Here is a 933-nt window from a genome sequence, read left to right on the forward strand (position 1 = left end):
CAGCTGGGAATTTACCCTTGAGCCACGCACGCAATATGGCACCATTGAAGCCTCTTATTTTGATCGCTCAAAAGGGCAACAATGCCAAGTCAAGCATCAGACAGGGTTCAGCGGTCCCGTGCGCTGTCTGCGTGGTTGTTACACTTGTAAAGAAGAAGCACAAGCTGCTGCGGCATCAGAATCGGATAGGCTGTGCCGTGCTGTGGGCAGTGGTTCTTTGACCCTTGCGGGGCGACCAGAAATCATGGCGGATCAACCTCTTTTATTGCAAGGGTTTCGTGGGCAAATCAATGGTCCATGGAAAGCCGCAACTGTTACCCACTGCTATGAGAAGCAAAGCGGATATACCACAGAAATTACACTTGAAGCACCAAACAAGGGAAAAGAAAGCAGCGAAGAATAGAGGCTGTTAGGAACAAAAAATCAAAGGGTCAAGTTAACCCTTTGATCGATCGTGATGAGGAATAGGTGCAACTTGCACCAATTGCTCAAAGAACCATAGAACCAAGTTGATCCTATTGCATGAGTACAGCAATAGGGTAATGTTTACCCAATTCCTCAAACCAGCAATGGTGCAAACATTGCACAATTGCAGACTGAAGAGCAATTTGGTCAAGTTGACCGGATTGCTTAAACATGTCTCTCTTTAATAATGTGCTTAGAATACAGAAAAATTATTACTCAATTTATTTTAAAAGAGGTCACTGCATCTTATAAATGCCGCGTCTCAAATAATCCGACTCTGGCTCAAGAACTCATCATCTAAAATTGCGACTTTTAGAGGAAGAAAAAAAGATTCATGGAAGAGGTTTTAAAGACCCTTTTAAAGGTCTTTGAAGACCCTTTGAGAACCCCTTAAAAATCCTTTGAAAAAAAATAATTTGGTACAAAACCTAGTGTCAAAATATACAAAACCCGCCGACAAGCTACAGC

1 protein-coding gene and 1 pseudogene are annotated in these 933 nt (G+C 42.6%); one reads left to right on the top strand and one right to left on the bottom strand.

Annotated features, from left to right (window positions below):
- Window positions 1-403 (top strand): annotated as a pseudogene (locus PVV70_RS09690) (late control protein); the annotation flags it as partial.
- Window positions 404-515: 112 nt separating this feature from the next.
- Here the strand turns inward: PVV70_RS09690 and PVV70_RS09695 are convergent.
- The gene (locus PVV70_RS09695) at window positions 516-638 is read right to left on the bottom strand and encodes a hypothetical protein (protein WP_273759019.1); all 123 of its coding nucleotides are present in this window, start codon (window positions 636-638) and stop codon (window positions 516-518) included.
- Between the last annotated feature and the right edge of the window lie 295 nt (window positions 639-933).

Source organism: Bartonella sp. AU55XJBT, assembly GCF_028618525.1.

Bases quoted from the DNA above. Each gene is read 5' to 3' on its own strand.
- PVV70_RS09695 (WP_273759019.1), bottom strand. From the start codon at position 638: ATGTTTAAGCAATCCGGTCAACTTGACCAAATTGCTCTTCAGTCTGCA.